This is a genomic window from Kribbella sp. NPDC043289 (assembly GCF_056436705.1).
In genome coordinates this window covers 13,076-29,437 of the sequence record NZ_JBWKCB010000007.1, presented here as the reverse complement: position 1 = coordinate 29,437, position 16,362 = coordinate 13,076, and the positions used below count along the sequence as shown (strand labels likewise).

General features: G+C 67.9%; 17 protein-coding genes. 12 read left to right on the top strand and 5 right to left on the bottom strand.

Annotated elements, in window-relative coordinates; translation table 11 throughout:
- The first annotated feature begins 7 nt into the window (after positions 1-7).
- From AC0662_RS33205 to AC0662_RS33165, 9 genes are read left to right on the top strand one after another with little or no spacing between them, the layout of a single operon-like run.
- Entirely contained in the window at positions 8-1,045 is a 1,038-nt protein-coding gene (locus AC0662_RS33205; protein WP_478305628.1) for a 2Fe-2S iron-sulfur cluster-binding protein, read from the top strand.
- Between the two features lies 1 nt (position 1,046).
- Positions 1,047-2,144 (top strand): aromatic/alkene monooxygenase hydroxylase subunit beta, encoded by a 1,098-nt coding sequence (locus tag AC0662_RS33200; RefSeq protein WP_478305626.1) that lies wholly within the window; start codon positions 1,047-1,049, stop codon positions 2,142-2,144.
- Between the two features lie 2 nt (positions 2,145-2,146).
- Entirely contained in the window at positions 2,147-2,482 is a 336-nt protein-coding gene (mimD, locus tag AC0662_RS33195) for a propane 2-monooxygenase effector subunit MimD (protein ID WP_478305624.1), read from the top strand.
- A gap of 7 nt (positions 2,483-2,489) precedes the next feature.
- Positions 2,490-3,488: an amidohydrolase family protein gene (locus tag AC0662_RS33190; RefSeq protein WP_478305622.1), complete on the top strand. Its 999-nt coding sequence runs from the start codon at positions 2,490-2,492 to the stop codon at positions 3,486-3,488.
- Positions 3,485-4,237 (top strand): iron-sulfur cluster assembly protein, encoded by a 753-nt coding sequence (locus AC0662_RS33185; RefSeq protein ID WP_478305620.1) that lies wholly within the window; start codon positions 3,485-3,487, stop codon positions 4,235-4,237. Before AC0662_RS33190 ends, AC0662_RS33185 begins: the two co-directional genes overlap by 4 nt.
- Entirely contained in the window at positions 4,234-5,259 is a 1,026-nt protein-coding gene (locus AC0662_RS33180) for an NAD(P)-dependent alcohol dehydrogenase (protein ID WP_478305618.1), read from the top strand. Before AC0662_RS33185 ends, AC0662_RS33180 begins: the two co-directional genes overlap by 4 nt.
- Before the next feature lie 41 nt (positions 5,260-5,300).
- Positions 5,301-6,950, top strand: a complete 1,650-nt coding sequence (groL, locus tag AC0662_RS33175) for a chaperonin GroEL (RefSeq protein WP_478305616.1) — start codon at positions 5,301-5,303, stop codon at positions 6,948-6,950.
- 31 nt (positions 6,951-6,981) lie between these two features.
- Complete coding sequence (locus tag AC0662_RS33170) at positions 6,982-7,185, top strand: metal-dependent transcriptional regulator (RefSeq protein WP_478305614.1); 204 nt, start codon at positions 6,982-6,984, stop codon at positions 7,183-7,185.
- The gene (locus AC0662_RS33165; protein WP_478305612.1) at positions 7,182-7,628 is read left to right on the top strand and encodes an ArsR/SmtB family transcription factor; all 447 of its coding nucleotides are present in this window, start codon (positions 7,182-7,184) and stop codon (positions 7,626-7,628) included. The genes AC0662_RS33170 and AC0662_RS33165 overlap by 4 nt, the downstream gene beginning before the upstream one ends.
- Here the strand turns inward: AC0662_RS33165 and AC0662_RS33160 are convergent.
- Positions 7,561-9,084 carry an amidohydrolase family protein gene (locus AC0662_RS33160; RefSeq protein ID WP_478305610.1) on the bottom strand — a complete coding sequence of 508 codons (1,524 nt, stop codon included), beginning with the start codon at positions 9,082-9,084 and terminating at the stop codon, positions 7,561-7,563. The two genes, AC0662_RS33165 and AC0662_RS33160, sit on opposite strands and share 68 nt — an antisense overlap.
- Before the next feature lie 123 nt (positions 9,085-9,207).
- On the opposite strand from AC0662_RS33160, the gene miaB reads away from it, so the two are divergent.
- Positions 9,208-10,680 carry a tRNA (N6-isopentenyl adenosine(37)-C2)-methylthiotransferase MiaB gene (gene miaB, locus AC0662_RS33155; protein WP_452204549.1) on the top strand — a complete coding sequence of 491 codons (1,473 nt, stop codon included), beginning with the start codon at positions 9,208-9,210 and terminating at the stop codon, positions 10,678-10,680.
- Positions 10,677-11,354: a phosphotransferase gene (locus AC0662_RS33150; protein ID WP_478305608.1), complete on the top strand. Its 678-nt coding sequence runs from the start codon at positions 10,677-10,679 to the stop codon at positions 11,352-11,354. The genes miaB and AC0662_RS33150 overlap by 4 nt, the downstream gene beginning before the upstream one ends.
- Before the next feature lie 109 nt (positions 11,355-11,463).
- Here AC0662_RS33150 and AC0662_RS33145 read toward each other — a convergent pair whose 3' ends face one another.
- Positions 11,464-13,332, bottom strand: a complete 1,869-nt coding sequence (locus AC0662_RS33145; protein ID WP_452204551.1) for a LamG-like jellyroll fold domain-containing protein — start codon at positions 13,330-13,332, stop codon at positions 11,464-11,466.
- A gap of 70 nt (positions 13,333-13,402) precedes the next feature.
- Positions 13,403-13,858, bottom strand: coding sequence for an NUDIX hydrolase (locus tag AC0662_RS33140; RefSeq protein WP_478305606.1), 456 nt, complete (start codon positions 13,856-13,858; stop codon positions 13,403-13,405).
- Positions 13,859-14,187: 329 nt separating this feature from the next.
- Here AC0662_RS33140 and AC0662_RS33135 point away from each other — a divergent pair, with 329 nt between their 5' ends.
- On the top strand, positions 14,188-14,850 hold the full coding sequence (locus AC0662_RS33135) for a class I SAM-dependent methyltransferase (protein ID WP_478305604.1): 663 nt from the start codon (positions 14,188-14,190) through the stop codon (positions 14,848-14,850).
- 16 nt (positions 14,851-14,866) lie between these two features.
- On the opposite strand, the gene AC0662_RS33130 is transcribed toward AC0662_RS33135, so the two are convergent.
- Positions 14,867-15,463 carry a GNAT family N-acetyltransferase gene (locus AC0662_RS33130; protein ID WP_478305602.1) on the bottom strand — a complete coding sequence of 199 codons (597 nt, stop codon included), beginning with the start codon at positions 15,461-15,463 and terminating at the stop codon, positions 14,867-14,869.
- 48 nt (positions 15,464-15,511) lie between these two features.
- Positions 15,512-16,267: an MBL fold metallo-hydrolase gene (locus tag AC0662_RS33125; protein WP_478305600.1), complete on the bottom strand. Its 756-nt coding sequence runs from the start codon at positions 16,265-16,267 to the stop codon at positions 15,512-15,514.
- Between the last annotated feature and the right edge of the window lie 95 nt (positions 16,268-16,362).

Here is a 16,362-nt window from a genome sequence, read left to right as displayed (position 1 = left end):
GGTCCCGGTGGCTGACAAGCACCGTATCCAGTTCGAACCGGTCGGCATCGAGATGGAGGTCGGCGAGGAGGAGAAGATCCTGGACGCCGCGTTCCGGCAGGGGATCCATCTGATGCACGGCTGCCGGGAAGGGCAGTGCTCGGCGTGCAAGTCGTACCTGCTCGAGGGTGACATCCAGATGGAGCGCTACTCGACGTTCGCCTGCAACGACGCGGAAGTCGCCGAGGGCTACGTGCTGCTCTGCAAGGCGCACGCGTACAGCGACTGCACGATCGAGCTGCTCAACTTCGACGAGGACGAACTGCTCGGCGGTATCCCGATCCGCACCATCGCGACCCGGGTCGCGGCGATCGAACCGGTCACCCGCGACATCGTGTCGCTCCGGCTGCGGCCGGCCGAGCAGTTCGACTTCAAGCCGGGGCAGTACGTCGATCTCACGATCCCCGGCACCGACGAACACCGCTCGTTCTCGATGGCGACCACCCAGTCGACACCGGATGAGATCGAGTTCCTGATCAAGAAGTACCCCGGCGGCCGGTTCTCCGGTCTGCTCGACGACGGACTGACCGTCGGCGACGAGCTGTCCATGACCGGGCCGTACGGCTCGTCGACCCTGAAGGACGGTCACGTGCTGCCGGTCGTCTGCGTCGCCGGCGGGGCCGGGATGGCGCCGATCCTGTCCATCCTGCGGCACCTGCGGGAGACCGGCAGTACCCGTCCGGTCCGGTTCTACTACGGCGCCCGGACGGCGGCCGACCTGTTCTACCTCGACGCGATCCGGGAGCTCGGCGCGCAGTTGTCCGGCTTCGAGTTCGTCGCCTGTCTGTCCGAGTCGGCTCAGGGCGGGGACGGACTGTACGTCGAGGAGGGCAACGTCACCGAGATCGTCGAGCGGCGCGAGGCCGAGCTGCACCGCAGCGAGGTCTACCTGTGCGGCCCGCCGCCGATGGTGGACGCCGCCCTGGAGTTGCTGGAGGCAAGCAACGTCCCGAAGGACCAGGTCTTCTACGACAAGTTCACCAGCCCCGTTACCGATGGAGCCTGACATGACAGAAGCGAAACAGCGCAGTTTTCCGAGTATCGAGTTCACCGACTCCGAGGCGGGCGCGCTGGAGTTCCCGAGTTCGCAGAGCCGGTCGTACAACTACTACAAGCCGGCCAAGCTGCGCGCGACGATGTACGAGGATGTCACCGTCGACGTCCAGCCGGACCCGGACCGGCACCTCAGCCAGGGCTGGATCTACGGCTTCGGTGACGGCCCTGGCGGCTACCCGAAGGAGTGGACGGCGGCGAAGTCGTCCAACTGGCACGCCTTCCTCGACCCGAACGAGGAGTGGAACCAGACGATCTACCGGAACAACTCGGCGGTCGTCCGCCAGGTCGACCTCGGCCTGCAGAACGCCAAGCGGGCCCGGGCGTACGACGCCTGGAACCCGGCCTGGCTGAAGTTCGTCGAGCGCAACCTCGGCGCCTGGATGCACGCCGAGAACGGGCTCGCGCTGCACGTCTTCACCAGCATCCAGCGCTCCGGTCCGACGAACATGATCAACACCGCGGTCGCGGTCAACGCGGCTCACAAGATGCGGTTCGCCCAGGACCTCGCGCTGTTCAACCTGGATCTGGCGGAGGCCGACGTACCGTTCGACGGGTCGGCGCACAAGGACGTCTGGCAGAGCGCTCCGGAGTGGCAGCCGACGCGTGAGGTGGTCGAGCGGCTGACCGCGGTGGGGGACTGGTGCGAGCTGTTGTTCGCCACCAACATCGTGTTCGAGCAGCTGGTCGGATCGGTGTTCCGGACCGAGCTGGTGATGCAGATCGCCGCGCGGAACGGTGACTACATCACGCCGACCATCGTCGGCACCGGCGAGCACGACTACGACCGCGACCTGTCGTACACCCGCAATCTCTTCCGGTTGCTGACACGAGACCCGGAGTACGGCGAGAGCAACAAGGTGCTGTTCGGCGAGTGGCTCGCGACCTGGGTTCCGCGGTGTCTCGACGCGGCGCACGCCCTGCAGCCGATCTGGTCGCAGCCGGCCGAGAAGTCGGTCACGTTCGCGGACAGCCTGGCCGCGGCGACCGGCAAGTTCCGTTCCCTGCTCGAGGACCTCGGGCTCGACTCTCCGAAGGAGCTGGACCAGTGAGCATGCAGTTCGGATCTGAAGCCTCGTTCTCCAACAAGACCGGCGTGACCCTGATGAACACGCCGATCGGCCGGGTCGTCGCCCAGGTGATGGGCGCCAAGGACGCCGTCGAGCTGACCGAGTACCCGTCGATGATCCGGGTCGACGGCACCGGGCTGCTCGACTTCGACTACGCCGAGCTGTCCGACGCGCTCGGGATGGAGTTCGACGGCTCGGTGTTCGAGGAGATCTCGTCCACCCACTACGGCCGGATGGTGCACCTGGACGACAAGACCATCCTGTTCGCCAGCCCCGAGGACGCCGCCGAGTACATCGGCTTCGACCTCACCACGAAGTGAGGCCGGGATGTACTCCAGAGACGGCGAGAAGTACTTCATCGTCGATGCGCACATCGCCCTGTGGGATGCGCGCGCGGACAACCAGCGCAACATCCACGGCAAACAGTTCATCGACTGCTTCTACGACTACCACAAGAACCTCAGCCCGGAAGAGGTCGTCTGGGACTACAACACCTACACGTACTACGGCGGTCAGCGACTGCTGAAGGACCTCTTCGAGGACGGGTACGTCGACCACGCGATCTTCCAGCCCGCGATCCTCGGGGACTTCTACAAACGCGGCTTCGGGCAGACCGAGGACGCGCTCGCGCTGACCCGGGCGAACCCCGGCAAGCTGACTTACAACCACGCGTGGGACCCACGCAACGAAGAGGCCGGCCTGGAGCAGCTCCGCAAGGACGCGGACCGGATGGGGCTGAAGGGCGTCAAGCTCTACACCGCCGAATGGCACGGCGACTCCCGCGGCTACAAGCTCGACAGCCCGTGGTCGCGGCGCTATCTCGAGGAGTGCCTGAAGCTCGGGATCAAGAACATCCACGTGCACAAGGGCCCCACCATCCGGCCCCTGGACCGGGACGCCTTCGACGTCGCCGACATCGACAAGGTGGCGACCGACTACACCGACCTCAACTTCATCGTCGAGCACGTCGGCCTGCCACGACTCGAGGACTTCTGCTGGATCGCGACCCAGGAACCCAACGTGTACGGCGGTCTCGCGGTGGCGATGCCGTTCATCCACACGAGGCCCGGATACTTCGCGCAGATCATCGGTGAGTTGCTGTACTGGATCGGCGAGGACCGGATCCTGTTCTCGTCCGACTACGCGCTCTGGACGCCGAAGTGGCTGGTCGAGAAGTTCGTCGACTTCCAGATCCCGGCGGAGCAGTCCGAGTACGCGCCGCTGACGGTGGCGCAGAAGAAGAAGATCCTCGGGCTCAACGCGGCGAGTCTGTACGGGCTCGACGTACCGGCGGAACTGCGGCTGTCCGAGGCCGTGGCGTCATGATCGCAGTCGCCAAAGCGCTGAACCAGTCGTCGGCACAATCGCTGGAGTCCGAGGTCGTCGGCGCTTTGGCGACCGTTTCCGACCCCGAGCTCGATCAGCCCATCACCGACCTCGGCTTCGTCCGTTCGATCCTGATCGACGACGCCGGCGTGACTGTGCACCTGCGGCTGCCGACCTCGTTCTGTGCACCGAACTTCGCCTACCTGATGGCATCCGACGCGGTGGACGCCCTGCGTCGGGTGCCGGACGTGGGCATGGTGACCGTGCTCCTCGACGACCACCACGACTCGGACAAGATCAACGCCGGTCTGGCCGCGAGCGCGGGGTACGTCGGCACGTTCGGTACCGAGGCCGATCAGGATCTCGACGAACTCCGACGTACCTTCCAGCGCAAAGCCCATACGGCCGCGATGGAGCGGTGCGTGATGGCGCTGCTCCGATCCACCGGCAAGACCGTCGAAGAGTTGCCGGGGTTGACGCTCTGGCATCTGCCCAGCGGTCCGCAGAAGGACGCGCTGCTGCGCCGGCGGAGCGACATCGGGCTCGGGATCCGGCCGGAGGACCCGGTGCTGGTCGACGACGACGGCCTACCGGTGCCGCCGGATGCGGTGCCGCTGCGGTTGCGGTTCGCGAAGGCGGTCCGGATCTCGGTCGAGGGCAACGCGCACTTCTGCCGCGGCCTGCTCAAGACCCGGTACGACGACGAGCCGATGACCACCCGCATCACCAACACCAGGAGGACTCGATGAAGGCCGTACAGGTCGTCGGCTATCACACCAAGCTCCAGTTGACGGAGGTTCCCGAGCCGAAGATCACCGGGCCGCTCGACGTGATCGTGCGGATCGGCGGGGCCGGCGTCTGCCGGACCGACCTGCACATCCTCGAGAGGCAGTGGGCCGAGAAGAGCGGCGTACGGCTGCCGTACACGATCGGGCACGAGAACGCCGGATGGGTGCACGCGGTCGGCGACGCGGTCACGAATGTCGCGGTCGGCGACAAAGTGATCCTGCACCCGTTGATCACCTGCGGGTTGTGCCGGGCCTGCCGGTCCGGTGACGACGTGCACTGCGAGGCTTCGGCGTTCCCGGGCATCGACACTGACGGCGGGTACGCCGAGTACCTGCTGACGACTGCGCGGAGCGTCGTCAAGATCGACGATGCGTTGGAGCCGGCCGATGTCGCGGCGCTCGCGGACGCCGGGCTGACGGCGTACCACGCGGCCGCGAAGGCAGCGCGAACCCTCCGGCCGGGCGCGGTGTGCGTGCTGATCGGCGCGGGCGGACTCGGTCATATCGGGATCCAGGTGCTGAAGGCGATCTCGGCCGCGACCCTGGTCGTGGTCGACCGCAACCAGGCCGCCGTCGACCTGGCCGTCGAGATCGGCGCCGACCAGGGAATCGTTGCCGATGGCACGCACGTCGAACAGGTCCGGGCGCTGACCGGCCGGCACGGCGCGGAAGCGGTGATCGACTTCGTCGGTGAGGGCGGCGCCACCGCCGACGGGATCGAGATGCTCCGCCGGGCGGGCAACTACTACGTGGTCGGGTACGGCGAGAACCTCGACGTACCGACCATCGACGTGATCTCCACCGAGATCAACTTCATCGGCAACCTGGTCGGGTCGTACAACGACCTGCAGGACCTGATGGAGCTCGCGGCCCGCGGAAAGGTCGCGCTGCACACCACGAAGTACCCGCTGGAGGAGTTCCAGCAGGCCCTCGACGACCTCGACCGCGGGCTCGTCCGTGGCCGGGCGATCCTCATCCCCTGAAATTCCACGGCCCTGAAAATCCGACAGCAGGAGGCTGACCAATGGCGAAGGAACTGCGGTTCAACACCGACGCCCGGCGGTTGCTCGAGTCCGGCGTGAACGCGCTGGCCGACGCGATCAAGGTGACGCTCGGTCCGAAAGGCCGCAACGCGGTGCTGGAGAAGCTGACCGGCCCGCCGACGATCACCAACGACGGCGTCACGATCGCCCGCGAGATCCAGCTCCGCGAGCCGTTCGCGAACATGGGCGCCCAGCTGGTCAAGGAAGTCGCGATGAAGACCAACGGGGTGGTCGGCGACGGCACCACCACGGCGACCGTGCTGGCCCAGGCGATGGTCCGCGAAGGGCTCCGCGAGGTCGACGCGGGCGCCAACCCGATGCGGGTACGCCGCGGCATCGAGCGCACCGTACCGGTGGTGGTCGAGGCGTTGCGCGGCCGCGCGGTCGAGGTCCGCGGCCGGGATGAGCTGCGGCACATCGCGACCCTGGCGGCCAGCGACGACGAGACGATCGGCGAGGTGATCGCGGACGCGGTCGACTGGGTCGGCCGCAACGGTGTCGTCACCACCGAGGAGTCGGACACGCTCGGGATGTCGGTGGAGGTCGTCGACGGTATCGAGTTCGACCACGGGTACGTGTCGGCGTACATGGTCACCGACCGGGAGCGGATGGAGACCGTCTACGACCGTCCGCTGATCCTGCTGACCAACAAGAAGATCACGCAGGTGCAGGAGATCATGCCGACCCTCGAGGCGGCGCAGCGCGCGGACCGGCCGCTCGTCGTACTCGCGGAAGAGGTCGACGGGCCGGCGCTGCAGCTGCTGGTCGGCGGCAACATGCACAACACGATGCGGTCGGTCGTGGTCCGGGCGCCCGGGTTCGGGCACCGGCGGATCGCCGAGCTGGAAGACCTCGCCACCGCACTCGGTGGCTCGGTGATCGCCAAGGACACCGGACTCGAGCTGACCGACGTGACCCGCGAGCACCTCGGCTCCTGCGACCGGATCACGATCACCGAGGACACCACCACGATCGTCGGTGGCCAGGGGGACGCGTCGCTGGTGGAGGCGCGGATCGCCCAGCTGGAGAAGCAGTTCGAGCGGGCCAAGATCGACGCCGACCAGGACAACCTGCAGCTGCGGATGGCGCGGCTGGCCGGCAAGGTCGCGGTGATCCGGGTCGGTGGCGCGACGAGTGTCGAGCTGAAGGAACGGATGCTGCGGGTCGAGGACTCGCTGGCCGCGACCCGGGCCGCGCTCGAGGAAGGCGTACTGGCCGGCGGCGGGACCGCCCTGACCCAGGCGCAGGCGGCGCTGTCGCAACTCGAGCTCACCGGCGACGAGGCGATCGGCCGCGAGGTGGTACGGCGAGCGTTGCCGGAACCGCTGCGCTGGATCGCGATCAACGCCGGGTACGACGGTGACGAGGTCGTCTCACGGGTCGCCGAACTGCCAGTCGGCCACGGCTTCAACGCGCTCACCGGGCGGTACGGCGATTTGGTCGAGGACGCCGTGATCGACCCGCTGAAGGTCACCCGGGCGGCACTCGAGAGCGCGGCGTCGATCGCGGCGCTGCTGATCACCACGGAGACGGCGGTCGTCGAGGAGGTCCTCGGCAACCCCGGCGCGATCATGGCGCCCGGCTTCGGCGATCTCGCCGAGGGCATGGTCCGGCCGTCCAACATCTATTAGTAGGCCAGCTTCTACTAGTTCGGAGAGTGCGATGGCGGATCGACGTCACCAGTTGCTGGAGACCTTCCTGCACCGGGTCCTCGGCGTACCGCTGGACGAGGTGCACGCGGAGGCCGTCGTCCTCGGGCACGGGTTGAGCGACCGGCTCGAGGAGCTGATCGACGCGGCGCTCGGGTACCCGACGCGGGACCCGCACGGCGTACCGATTCCACCGAAGGTCCGGGTCGGCGCGTGATCGAGCCGACCGCACCACAGCTCGCCACCGCGACCCGTACCTTCGGGCTGCTGCTGGCGCCGGTCCGGCTGCATCTGGTCGCGCTGGCGAGCTGTGGTGAGTACGACGTCGGCACGCTGGCCGCCCGCGTGGGCGTCAGCGTGCCGACGGCGAGCCAGCACCTTGCGAAGCTCCGGTTGGCCGGCCTCGTCACAGCGCACCGCGACGGCCGCCACCAGCTCTACACCGTGAACGATCCGCACGTCGTCGCGCTGGTCGAGCAGATCTTCCAGCATGTGGCCCCTGATGGGGACGCTCGCACCGGACCCACCACGGCTGGAGCAGACACGGCCGGCCGCTGTCGTTTAACTGGGCTGTCGTTAGCTGGGCTGTCGTTTAGCTGCGGGGCTTGCTGCCGCAGCAGCCGCCTGCGGCGACACTCGCGGCCGTGGGCGGCTCCTTGACCGCGGCCTCGACGCCGGCCAGCAGCTTCGCACGGTCGGCGGGGGAGATGACCCGACCGCGGGTGACGACGGTGTGGATCGTGCGAGTGTTGCGGATGTCGGTCAGCGGGTCCGCGTCCAGGACGACCAGGTCCGCGATCTTGCGGGGTTCCACCGAGCCGAGGTCCGCCGACATCCCGAGGAACTTGGCCGGCTCGACGGTGGCGGCGTACAGGGCCTGACGCGGGGTGGCCCCGGCGCCGACCAGGTGCGCGAGTTCGTCGTGCAGTGCGAAACCCGGGACGGAGTACGGCGTGCCCGTGTCGGTGCCGGCCATCACCGGTACGTCGTGCGCGATCAGTTCCCGCACGAACCGCTGGTGCCACGCCCACATCTGGTGCTGGTGCGAGATCTCCTCCGCGCTGCGGTTCGCGGCGTACAGGTTCTGGATCACGTAGTCGTAGGTGCCGATCGAGTCCTCGCTCATGTACTTCGCCAGGTTCGGGTCGAGGCGCGTGTAGTCGATCTGGTCGAGGACGTTGTGCATCGTCAGGGTCGGCGTGACCCGGGTGTTGTTGCGGCGCAGCGTCCCGAAGACGTCGGCGGCGCGGGACGGGCTGTACGTGTTCGCGGCGATCCACTCGATCGGGTGCATCTGCCGGAACCACGAGTTGTAGTCACCGTTCGCCACCTTGATCGCGAGCACCATCCGCCGTACCTCGGCCTCGCGGGTCGAGACCGCCAGACCGAGCGAGTGGATGTGCTCGATGCTGCGCTGGCCGGCGTTACTGACCTCTTTGGAGGTCACCTCGTCGGGGCCATGGCCGTGGACGGTCAGCCCGACCTTCCGCGCTTCGTCGATGACCGCGAGCCAGGCGGGCCGGCTGAGGCGCGAGTACACCTTCACGAAGTCGGCACCTTCGCCCTTCACCCGGCGTACGGCGGCACGCGCTTCGTCGGCGTCGTCGACCACGATGACCTGGATCAGGTTCGGATCCCAGAGGGTCGGGTCGCCGTCGATGATGTTGCTGGCGACGATCATCCGCGGGCCGAGCAGGCTGCCGGCGGCGATCCGGTCGCGCCAGTCGTACAGCACCGGGTTGGTGCCGGCCATCTCGCGGACCGTGGTCAGGCCGTTGGCGAGATAGAGAGGTGGCGACACGCGCTCGTCGCCGAGACTGTGGACGTGCATATCGGCGAGGCCCGGGATCACGTACTTCCCGGTCAGATCGATCTCGACGGCACCACGGGGGACCGGGAGCCGGCCGACACCGATGATCCGCTCACCACCGATCAACACGGTCTGGTTGCGCTCCCTGCGCCCAGTCGCGACGTCGATCACGGTGAGATTGGTGAGCGCGGTGATCCTGGTCTGCTTGACGAGCGCCGAGGCGGAGGTCGCGGTGAAGGATCCGCCGGCGAGGACGGCGGCACCGGCGGCAGTACGGGCAAGAAACTGACGGCGAGAACTGTTCATGCCCCTCACTATTGTCGCCGCCGCCGCGCCGGTCAGGGGTCCCAGCCAGCAGGTCCCCGGTAGGGATTTGTCTACCCAAGCAGCCCTACCGGGTCGGCTGCTGACGTACTCTTGGTGGCTGTCATGCGTACTTATGAGGTCCGCACCTACGGGTGCCAGATGAACGTCCACGACTCCGAGCGCCTGCGCGGGCTGCTGGAGGACGCGGGGTATGTCCGTGCGCCCGAGGGTGACGAGGCCGATGTCGTCGTCTTCAACACCTGCGCGGTCCGCGAGAACGCCGACAACAAGCTGTACGGCAACCTCGGCCACCTGGCGCCGGTAAAGGCCCGCAAACCCGGCATGCAGATCGCCGTCGGTGGGTGCTTGGCGCAGAAGGACAAGGCGTCGATCACCAAGAAGGCGCCGTGGGTCGACGTGGTGTTCGGGACGCACAACATCGGGTCGCTGCCCGCGCTGCTGGAGCGGTCCCGGGTCGAGCAGGAGTCGCAGGTCGAGATCCTCGAGGCGCTCGAGGTGTTCCCGTCGACGCTGCCGACCCGCCGCGAATCGCCGTACTCCGCCTGGGTCTCGGTGAGCGTGGGCTGCAACAACACCTGCACGTTCTGCATCGTGCCGGCGCTGCGCGGCCGCGAGAAGGACCGCCGGCCGGGCGAGATCCTGTCCGAGGTCGAGGCGCTCGTCGGCGAGGGCGTGCTCGAGGTGACGCTGCTCGGCCAGAACGTGAACTCGTACGGCGTGGAGTTCGGCGACCGCTACGCGTTCTCGAAACTGCTCCGCGCCTGCGGCTCTGTTGAGGGCCTCGAGCGGGTCCGGTTCACCTCGCCGCACCCGCGGGACTTCACCGCGGACGTGATCGAGGCGATGGCCGAGACGCCGAACGTGATGCACTCGCTGCACATGCCGCTGCAGTCCGGGTCGGACGCCGTACTGAAGGCGATGCGGCGCTCGTACCGTCGCGATCGGTACCTCAAGATCATCGAGGACGTCCGGGCGGCGATGCCCGACGCGGCGATCACCACGGACATCATCGTCGGGTTCCCGGGGGAGACCGAGGAGGACTTCCAGGGCACCCTCGACGTGGTGCGGCAGGCGCGGTTCGCGGGCGCGTTCACCTTCCAGTACTCGAAGCGTCCCGGGACGCCGGCCGAGTCGATGGAGAACCAGGTCCCGCGCGACGTCGTACAGGATCGGTACGAGCGGCTGGTCGCGCTGCAGGACGGCATGGCCTGGGCGGAGAACAAGACGCTCGTCGGACGGTCGGTCGAGGTGCTGGTCGCCGAGGGGGAGGGGCGTAAGGACGCCGCCACCCACCGGCTCAGCGGTCGCGGCGCCGACAACCGGTTGGTCCACTTCGCCGTACCGGAGGGTGCCGAGGCGCCGCGACCGGGTGACATGGCAACGGTCGAGGTCACGTACGCCGCTCCGCATCACCTGGTCGCGGACGTCTTCGGCGCGGTACGCCGGACGCGCGCCGGCGACGCGTGGCAGCGCGCGCAGGAGACTCCGTCCAGTGCGCCTGGTGTGATGCTCGGGATGCCGACCATCGGCGCCCAGCCGATCGCGCCCGCAGTCGGCGGCTGCCAGGTCGGATGACAGGCCTGTCCGCACTGCTTCCTGCAGGAGCAGAGCCGTTCGCGGCGGGGCGGGACGCGGATGTCTACACGATCGACGACGACTGGGTGCTGCGCCGGTATCGCAACGGCCACCTGGTGCGCGACGAGGCGGAGTACATGCGGCACGTCGCGAAGCACGGCTATCCGGTGCCGGCGGTGCGTGAGGTCGACGGCCCGGACATGGTGCTCGAGCGGCTGAACGGTCCGACCCTGGCCGACTCGGCGATCGCGGGCGACCTGACCGGGACTCAGCTCGGCGAGATCCACGCCGACCTGCACCGTCGGCTGCACGCCATTCCCGCACCCAGCGGCACCCCGGGCCGGGTCGTCGTCCACGGTGACCTGCACCCGCTGAACGTGATCGCCACCGCCGACGGACCGGTCGTCATCGACTGGTGCAACGCCCACGAGGGTACGGCCGAGTTCGACGTCGCGATGACCGCGATCATCTGCGCCCAGGTCATCCTCGACCCGTCCTTCGCAGCGCTCGCGCCGCTCATCCGGGAAACCCTCGGCGCCTACCTCGCTAACTCGGTCGATCCGACACCGGGCCTGCCCGACGCGCTCGCCGTCCGGGGCCGCAACCCCACCCTGTCTGCGGACGAGCTGGCCCTGCTGCCCGCTCAGGAAGAACTGATCCGCTCCTACCTGTGATCGGCGTACCGAAGAACGGGTAGTGGTCGGCTCCTCGCCGTCGGCCGCCGCTCAGCTCACGGCTGCCCGGCAGTGTTTGCCGGGACCACTACCCGTCCTTCGGTACAGCTCAGGCGTTCAGGAACTGCGCCGGCTTGAGGGGGCGGCTAACAACGCGGAGTTCGCCGATGTGTCCGGCGAAGCCTTGGTCGACGTTGTTTGCGTAGTGGCCGGCGCCTACCAGCCACGGTTTGCCGGCGGTGGCGAGACCGTTCGACGGGGTCGCCGGGTTGCGGAGCAGTTCCGACGAGTCGACGTACACGGTGCTGTGCCGGCCGTCGTTGACGATCGCCAGGTGGAACCACTCGCCGGCGCGCTGCTCGTGACCCCAGTTGGTGAACGTGTCGTTCTTGTCGGCCGGATACACCGCCCACTGCACCTGCAGACCGCCCGAGAACCCGAGCTTCACCGCCGGCTCATCCGGGTCGCTGCCCGTCTTGCCAGCGTCGCGTCCGGTGCCGAGCCGGGTGAACAGCCCCTCCCACGAGTGGTCCTGCCCGTCGTCGGCGAGCTTCACGAACGCCTCGATCGTGTAGCCCTTGGAGAACGTCATCGCGTTCAGCGGCGCGTTGTCCACGGTCTTCAAGTACCCGCCGCGCGCCGGATTCTTCCCGCCTGGGAACAGCCAGCTCGCGTGTCCCGGCTGATCCGGGTGGTACTCCGTCGACGCCGTCGGCAGGTCGCTGCTCAACTGGACCCGCGTCAGGTCGTTCCCCTGCCCCGACTGGTCGATCACCTTGTCGCTGACCGGTCCGTCGAAGCGCCAGTACGCCGCCGTACCCGGGATCACCAGCTGCTTCGCCGGGCGGGCCGGACGCACCGGCGCCGGCGCGAATCCGGCGAACCGGGTCGCGAAGTCGATCGGGATGCTGAACCGGTTGGTGTCGTCACTCAGCTCGAGTTCCGCCTCGGCGAGCTCGTTGCGCTTCGCCGGCTCCTGGTCGAGGATCCACGGCGCGATCGTCTCGACGTCGATCGTGTTCCGGGCCAGGTCGAAGTGATACAGCCGGACCATGCCCGAGCCGCCGTAGTACCGGTCCTGGTAGTTGGTGATGTGCAGGTGCACGTCGTGGCCGGCGGTGTTCGGCCGAGTGACCCGGCCGGGCGGCCAGTAGTGGCCGTTGAGGGTCAGGAAGATCTGGTCGCTGTCCTTGACCAGCTTGTCCCACACGCGGTTGCCGTGGTCGCTGAAGTACGCGACCGGGTTGCCGTGGTCGGCGTTCACCAGTTCGTGGATCGTGAGGATCACCGGCAGCTTCGGGTGCGCGGCGATCACCGCGCGGGCCCACGCGAAGCTCGCGTCCGACGGCCGCCAATCCATTGCCAGCAGCAACCACTGACGCCCGGCCGCGCGGAACACGTGGTACGAGTTGTACCCGTTCGCCGTCGATCCGCCGTACGTCGGCATCCACCGGAACCGCTGCGGCCCGAACGTGTCCAGGTACGGCGACGGGCCGCGGGTATCGTCCTTCGAGCCGTCGATGTCGTGATTGCCGGCCAGCACCGAGTACGGGAACCGGGCGCGATCCAGGATCTTGAAGACCGGGTCGGCCTGCGCGAACTCCATCGCCAGTGCGTTCTCCACCACGTCACCGAGGTGCGCGATGAAGACGATGTTCTCGGAGCTGCGCTGGTCGATCAGATAGTTGAACGTCGCGGTGAGCGGCGCCGCATCACCACGGTCCTGGTCGAACTGGTACTGCGTGTCCGGTACGACCGCGAGCGTGAACCGCGGATGCTCGGTGTCGATCCTTCCCGCCTTTGCGCCGACCGATCCCGCCTCGATGTTCCCGGCCGTCGCGCTCGATCCTGCCGCCGTGCCTGCGGATCCCGTTGCCGCCGCGGTGCCGGTGCTCAGAGCGCCCGATGCGGCGACCGCACCTGCGCCCAGTGCCCCCAACAGCCGTCGCCGGCTCGTCCCGTCGTACCGCTCGTCCATCGCCCCACGCTCCCAAGCTCGCTGACACCGCAGCGAACACTAGAGCGCGGCACCCCAAGGGATGGTGAACTCACGCAAAACCCTGGTCGATCACCGCGGGAAGCCCACCACCCTCCGCGACCGCTCTGAGGACCCGTGCCTCATGCGGCACCAACGGTTCCGGCAGCTTGTCCAGCGAGTACCACTCCAGCCCCGCCGCCTTCTCCGGCTCCATCAACCGCGGCTCACCCCGCCACGTCGACGCGAGGAAGAAGAAGTCCACCCGCTCATCGATCGGATCCCCGTTCCCACCCGTCCGATGCATCGCGGTCAACGGCACGAGATCCGCGACGTCGACCTCCAGCCCGACCTCTTCCCGCAACTCCCGCACGGCAGCCTCGACCGCCGCCTCACCCTGCTCGACATGCCCCGCCGGCACCGCCCAGTACCCATCCATGTATCCCGTGTTGGCCCGCAACAGCATCAACACCTCGTCCCCCCGCCGAACCACCACATAAGCCGCCGGCACCACCCGAAACCGATCCATACCCAGCACCCTAAACACCCCCCACCCACAACCCGTCACAAGGCAAGCAACCGCGAAGGCCAGGACCATCGGACACGCCTCCGGCGCGGCTGACTCTTGCCGCCTTCGGCGGGGTCGCGGAGTGCTTCGTCGCGTTGACGTGGTTGGCGAGGAGCTGTGGTGGGGCGGGCGCGGACCGGACACCTCGTTGGTGTGACAGTTCTACTGGCCGCTCACGGCGGAACCGTCTGGCCGTGCGGTCGACTGCGATTGAGTTTGGTGTCGGGCGGGGCGTGATCCGGGTCAGCGTTCGGCGTACGTGACGCTCTTGCGGAGATACTGTCGCACCCATGTCTCGTGCTTTCGAAGGAGTGCTGGGTGGTCTGGGGCGGTTTAATGATGCTCATCCCTGGTCTCACAATGACGCGTACGCCGCACTCGTGCTGCATCATGCGCGTCGTGTCCGGGCGGCTGGAGGAACGGACGCGCTGGATGTGGGGTGCGGGACGGGCAACCTCGTGCGCCGGCTGGCCGGGGTTTTTCCTTCGGTGACGGGCATCGAGCCCGATGGTCCGACTGCGGAGCAGGCTCGGCGCGCGACCGGAGACCTTGCGAACGCCGTCATCTTGAACGAACCGTTCGACGAGTCCCACACGAACCGGTACGACGTCATCACGTTCGTGGCGGTGCTGCATCATCTGCCGTTGCACGCCACGCTCGAGAAGGTGCGCGAGTTGCTGCGCCCGAACGGCCGGCTCATTGTGGTCGGCATCAGCCGAGAAGCGCCCGCAGACCTTCCGTGGTCGATCGCTTCCGTGATCCTGAATCCGATCATCGGTGCCGTCGTGCATCCGCGACGATCAACCAAGACTCCAACGCACATGACCGCACCCACGGCCATGGCCGCGGACTCGTTCGAGGAGATCGCCGCGGCAGCTGAGCGCATCCTGCCCGGCGCGCGCCTCAGACGCGGCCTGTTCTGGCGATACACGATGACCTGGACTGCTCCCTAGGACTGCTCGGGGTCGGTTAGCGCTTGCTGCCGGCAACCTTTTTGCTCATTACGCAGTGGTTCTTGCCTTTGGGGCGGTTGTAGGTGAAGCCGGCTTTTTCGAAGAGGGATCGGGTGCCGTTGTAGAGGAAGGACGCGCTGATCTTCTGGCCGGCGGTGTCCTGCGGATAGGCCTCGACTAGGCCGCCGCCAGCGTCCGCGATCAGGTCGAGGGCGCCGTTCAGGGCGACGGCTGAGACTCCCTGGCGGCGGTAACCGCGGTCGGTGAAGAAGCAGGTGAGGCGGTAGTCGGGCGGGCGGTCCATCCCGGCCTCGTACTCCTTGCGGTGGTAGATGTTCGGCAGCTCGTCCGGCGAGCCGTACTCCAGCCAGCCGACCGCGAGCTTCCCGTCGAACACCAGCGCCGCGTGCGCGTGTCCTTCCATCACGAGGCGGTGCTTGAGGTCGCGGTTGTTCCCGGCGTCGAACGTCTTCTGGTGGTGCATCGTCTGGAACCACGTGCACCAGCACCCGCCCCACACCCCGTTGTGCCGCTCCGCGAGCGCCTCGAACGCATCCCAGGTCCCCGGCGCAAGCGCCCGTACCGTCAACTCCCCGACCACGACTTTGGCCATGAACCGAGCGTACGACGCTTTCCGGACAATCCCCTTCCGGAAAGAGATTCAGATCGTGTACGTCGCCCCGGGAACGGCGTACTCGACGGGCCCGGCGAATCGGCTCGCCGCGCGTACAGCTGCTCGTTCCGGCGTGAGCGAGCGGCCGACATGCGTGACGATCAGCCGACCAGCCCGCGCCGCGCCTGCGGTGGCACCGGCCTGCTCAGGCGTGTGGTGTGCGCTATCGGGCTCCGGACCGTCGGCCTCACACAGCAGTACGTCGCAGTCGCGCGCCAGCTCGGTCAGGTTCTGACACGGCGCGGTGTCACCCGAGTATGCGAGCGACCTGCCCGCGCTCTCCATGCGTACGGCGAACGCGGGCATGCCGTGGTCCACGGCCCGAGTGGTGAGGTGGATCGAACCGACGGTCGCTTCGTGGCCGTCGTACAACTCGGTGATCGCGAACGCGGACTCGATCGGGCTGCGCGTCGGCCCGTTGGTGAGGAATCCCGCAAGGCGGTCGGCGATGCCGGGCGGACCGTAGAGGGGGATGGGCGCCGCGAGAGTGACGTCCGCGTAGAGCGCACCGTAGTACGCAGTCAGCAGGTCGGCGCTGTGGTCGGCATGCAGATGCGAGATCCAGATCGCGTCGAGCTCGTCCAACCGCACATGCTCCTGCAGCGGTCCGAGCGTCCCGGTCCCCGCATCGACCCAGATCCGGGTTCCACCCGCCCGCACCAGATACCCCGAACACGGGTTACCCACCTCCGGGTACGGCGTAGCGCACCCGAGCACCGTCACCCGCAACCCGTCACCACTCACGCCCAAACCCTAGGCCCACCGCCAACCCGCACCTCGGCGCAGCCAACTGAGCACACCCGCCGCCGACTGAGGACAAGCAATAGCTCGTGCGCAGT